General features: G+C 74.4%; 4 protein-coding genes. 1 reads left to right on the top strand and 3 read right to left on the bottom strand.

From position 1 onward, the window contains the following. The 3 genes from HW445_RS20395 to HW445_RS20405 all read right to left on the bottom strand — a co-directional run. Positions 1 to 1878 (bottom strand): biotin carboxylase N-terminal domain-containing protein (locus HW445_RS20395; protein ID WP_306673340.1); only part of this gene is annotated, 1878 nt, incomplete at its 3' end. Beyond that, positions 1875 to 2585, bottom strand: coding sequence for an urea amidolyase associated protein UAAP2 (locus tag HW445_RS20400; RefSeq protein ID WP_180222426.1), 711 nt, complete (start codon positions 2583 to 2585; stop codon positions 1875 to 1877). The genes HW445_RS20400 and HW445_RS20395, both read right to left, overlap by 4 nt. After that, complete coding sequence (locus HW445_RS20405) at positions 2582 to 3436, bottom strand: urea amidolyase associated protein UAAP1 (protein WP_180222427.1); 855 nt, start codon at positions 3434 to 3436, stop codon at positions 2582 to 2584. Before HW445_RS20405 ends, HW445_RS20400 begins: the two co-directional genes overlap by 4 nt. 156 nt (positions 3437 to 3592) lie before the next feature. Between HW445_RS20405 and HW445_RS20410 the strand changes: the two genes are divergently transcribed. Then, positions 3593 to 4257: TetR/AcrR family transcriptional regulator (locus HW445_RS20410; RefSeq protein ID WP_180222428.1), on the top strand; the 665-nt coding region annotated here is incomplete at its 3' end.

Consider the following 4257-nt stretch of genomic DNA (forward strand, 5'->3'; position numbering starts at 1 on the left):
GCCGATGTGCCACACGGCGTCGAATGGGGGCCGCTTCCGGGCGGGGACGGGGCGGGTGTCGCTGCGGGTGACGCCGCCGTGGAGGACGTCGCCGGGGCGCAGGGCGCGGCCGCCGTGGCCGCCGAACCGGCCCAGGGTGAAGGTGGCCGCGCTGCCCAGGAAGTCCGGCACGTCCAGTCCGCCGGCGAACAGCACGTAGGTGCGCAGGCCGTGCTCCTCGGGCGCGCCGACGGCGAGCGTCTGCCCGGCGCCGACGGTGACCGGTTCCCACTGTGGCACCGCGGTGCCGTCGACCGTCACCGGTGCCGGGGCGCCGGTGACGCACACGGTGACCGGGTGGGTGAACCGCAGGGTGGGGCCCTGGAGGGTGCACTCCAGGCCGGGCGCGCCCTCGTCGTTGCCGAGCGCGGTGTTGCCGAGGCGGAAGGACAGGTCGTCCATCGGTCCGCCCGGGGGAACGCCGACCTGCCAGTAGCCGGTGCGTCCCGGCCAGTCCTGCACGGTGGTGAGGGTGCCGGCGGCGACGACCTCGATGCGCGGGGTCGGGTCGGTCACCGTGGCGAGCGTGGCCGTGGAATGGAGGGCGGCGCGTACGCCGGCGTCGCGGAGGGCGGCGCGCACCAGGCCGAGGTTGGTCTCGATGCCGTCGATGCGGGTGGCGGCGAGCGCCGCGTCGAGCCGGTCGAGCGCCTCCGCGCGGTCGGCGCCGTGGGCGACGACCTTGGCGAGCATCGGGTCGTAGGTGGTGGTGACCTCGGTCCCGGTCTCCACCCAGGCGTCCACGCGGACGTCCGGCGGGAACTCCACACGGGTCAGCATGCCTGCGCTCGGCCGGTGGTCGCGGGAGGGGTCCTCGGCGTAGACGCGTGCCTCGACGGCGTGGCCGGCGGGGGCCGGCGGTTCGGCGACGACGTCCGTGACGCCCTGTGCGAGGCGCAGCATCCAGGCGACCAGGTCGACACCGTGGATCGCCTCGGTGACCGGGTGCTCGACCTGCAGGCGGGTGTTGACCTCGAGGAAGTACGCCTCCTCGCGGACCGCGTCGTAGACGAACTCCACGGTGCCGGCGGAGCGGTAGTCCACCGAGGCGCACAGGTCGCGGGCGGCCGTCGCGAGCCCGCGGCGGACGTGGTCCGGCAGTCCTGGGGCCGGGGCCTCCTCCAGCACCTTCTGGTTGCGGCGCTGAAGGGAGCAGTCGCGGTCGCCGAGGGTGACGACCTTGCCCCGCCCGTCGCCGAAGACCTGTACCTCCACGTGGCGGGCCCGCTCCACCAGCCGTTCCAGGAAGACCCCGGCGGAGGAGAAGGAGGCCGCGGCGACCCGCTGCACCCGCTCCCAGGCGTCGGCGAGTTCGCCCGGGCCGTGGCAGGCCCGCATGCCGATGCCGCCACCGCCGCCGGTCGCCTTGAGCATCACCGGGTACCCGATCCGCTCCGCCGCCTCGAGGGCGGCGCCGACGTCGGGCAGCAGACCGGTGCCCGGGGCGAGGGGGACGCCGGCGGCCTCCGCGGCGGCCCGGGCGGTGTGCTTGGCGCCGAACAGCTCGAGCTGCTCCGGGGTGGGGCCGACGAAGACGATGCCGGCGTCGGCGCAGCGGCGCGCGAAGGCGGCGTCCTCGGACAGGAACCCGTAGCCGGGGTGGATCGCGCCGGCGCCGGTGTCCTTGGCCGCCTTGAGCACCAGGTCGGCGTCGAGGTAGGACTCCTTGGCCGGTGCGGGGCCGAGACGGACGGCCTGGTCGGCCAGCCGGACGTGCTCGGTGCCGCGGTCCGCGTCGGAGTACACGGCCACGGTGCGCAGGCCGAGCTGCCGGGCGGTGCGGATGATCCGGGCCGCTATCTCGCCGCGGTTGGCGATCAGCAGAGTGTCGAACGTCATCGTGTTCCGTCCTCGTCGCCCGTTCGGCTCTCGGGGCCGGCCGGCTCAGTGATCGTCATCCGCACGGCGGTCGGGTCGAAGCCGTTGCAGGGGTTGTTGATCTGGGGGCAGTTGGACAGCAGCGCGAGGACGTCGGTCTCGGCGCGGAGCACGACCCGCAGCCCGGGGGCCGAGATGCCGTCGACGATGCCGAGCGTGCCGTCCTGTTCGACGGGCACGTTCATGAACCAGTTGATGTTGGAGACGAGGTCGCGCTTGCCGAGGCCGTGCCGGGCGCCCTCGGCGAGGAAGTTCTCCACGCAGGCGTGCTGCGCCCAGGTGTGGTGGCCGTAGCGGAGGGTGTTCGACTCCTTGGAGCAGGCGCCGCCGAGGGTGTCGTGCCGTCCGCAGGTGTCCTCGACGACGGTCATCAGCGGGGTGTGCTCGTTGGACATCAGTACCGAGCCGGTGGTCAGGAAGACGTTGCCCTGGGCCTGGACGGTGTCGGGGGCGCTGTAGCGCACGGCGGTGTCGTGCGCGTCGTACACCAGGAAGTCCGCGGCCTGGTTGCCGTGCAGGTCGGTGACGGTCAGCAGTTGCCCGGCGCGGACGACGGCGGACCAGCCGGCCCGGGCGGGGACGATGTCGTCGCGGACCACGTGGCCGGGGCGGGTGGGCCTGGTGTTGTCGGGCAGCACGGGGCCGGGACGTGCGGTGCTCGTGCTCATGCGGTCCCCCGGGCGGTGAGGTGGTCGGCGGTGTTCAGGAAGGCGCGGCGGCCCTCGGGGGTGGCGTCCCACAGCCGGTCGCCGGGCCCGGTCGGCCGGGCCCGGTGGGCGAGGACCATGAGGGTGCCGCAGGTGTAGGCGGGGCGCGGGTCCAGGGGGTGGGGCACGTTGGCGAGCAGGACGGTGACGTCCTGCTCGGCCCGCAGGGTGACGGTCCGTCCGGGGCCGGCGGAGCCGGTGAAGGCGGCGGTGCCGTCCTCGGCGATCCGGACGCCCTGGAAGAAGGAGACGGACGGGGGCAGGTCGCGCGCGGCGAGGCCGTTCTTCAGGGCGGCGAGCTTGAACAGCTCGCGTCCCGCGGGGGAGGGGGACTGTGCGGTTCCGTCGCCGTACCGGGCGGTGTTGCGGGCGAGGGTGGAGGTGCCGGTAAGGGCGTCGTGGCGGCCGGAGGTGTCCTCGACGACGGACGCGAGCACGCGGCCCTGGTCGGACAGGAGCAGGTGCCCCGCACCGAGGTAGGCGTTCCAGAGCACCTTGACCGTGTCGGCCGTGTTCAGGCGCTCCCAGGGGCGGTGGGCCGCGTACAGCAGGAGGTGGGCGCAGGCGTCGCCGGTCGGGTCGGTCAGCCGGAGCTCGGTGCCCCGGGCGAGGACCTTGTGGGTGTAGCCGCCGCCCGCCACGGTCTCCGCCCAGACGACGTCGCCGGCCGCGACGCCCTCGGGAGGCGTCGGCCACGTGCTCGCCGGCACGACCGGCATGGCCTCGGCCGTGGTGCCCTCCTGGGCGCGGGCGTGCTCGCGGGCTCCGTGCGTCGACGCGGTCGTCGACGGTGGCGCTGGGAGTGTCCCCATGCTCGGCCTCCGGTCCGATGAGTAATTTCTGTCGCTTGACAGAAATTAGGCAGCGGCGGCTTCACCGCCGTTGCCCCTCGGTTTCGAACCGGTTACCGGCCGCTCACCCCGGGAGCCCGGCCCGAGGGAGCCGCCGGCCTGTGCGAGGATCGCCGGGTGAGCAGGCCCACCACCAGGAGAGTCGGACGCCCCCGGGTCCAGGAGCGCCCGGCCGGCGGCCCCGAACCGCGCGACGAAGTCCTCGCCGCGGCAGCCGAGTTGTTCACCGTCCACGGCTACACGGCGACCTCCACCCGGACGATCGCCGAACGTGCCGGACTGCGGCAGGCGTCGCTGTACCACTACTTCGACGGCAAGGAGGCGATCCTCGCGGACCTGCTGGAGGGGACGGTGCGCCCCTCGCTGGAGGTGGCGGGCGGTCTCGTCTCCCGCACGGAGGCGCCGGCGGAGGCGCGCCTGTGGGCGCTGTGCCACTCCGACGCGGCACTGCTGTGCGACGGCCCGCACAACCTCGGCGCGCTGTACCTGCTCCCGGAGGTCGACACCGAGCGCTTCGCCGGATTCCACCGGCTCAGGTCCGAACTCAAGTCCTGCTACACGGACTTGCTCGCCGCCACCGCACCCGGCGCGGTCCTCGGGCCCGAGGACCTGGCGTTGCGCGCCGACCTCGTCTTCGGCCTCACCGAGAGTGTGATCCTCATCCGGCGCGCCGACCCGGCCCGCGTCCCCGGAGCCCTCGCCGCGGCGACGGCCGACGCCGCCCTGCGGGTGGCCGGCGTTCCACAGCGCTCCCTCGAACGGCTGCGCCACGAGGGGCGGCG

It is taken from the genome of Streptomyces sp. UH6, assembly GCF_013421635.1.
GTDB lineage: Bacteria > Actinomycetota > Actinomycetes > Streptomycetales > Streptomycetaceae > Streptomyces > Streptomyces abyssomicinicus.

What these genes read in the sequence shown, in the direction of transcription:
- HW445_RS20405 (WP_180222427.1), bottom strand. Translation starts at nt 3,436, where the DNA reads ATGGGGACACTCCCAGCGCCACCGTCGACGACCGCGTCGACGCACGGA.
- HW445_RS20400 (WP_180222426.1), bottom strand. Translation starts at nt 2,585, where the DNA reads ATGAGCACGAGCACCGCACGTCCCGGCCCCGTGCTGCCCGACAACACC.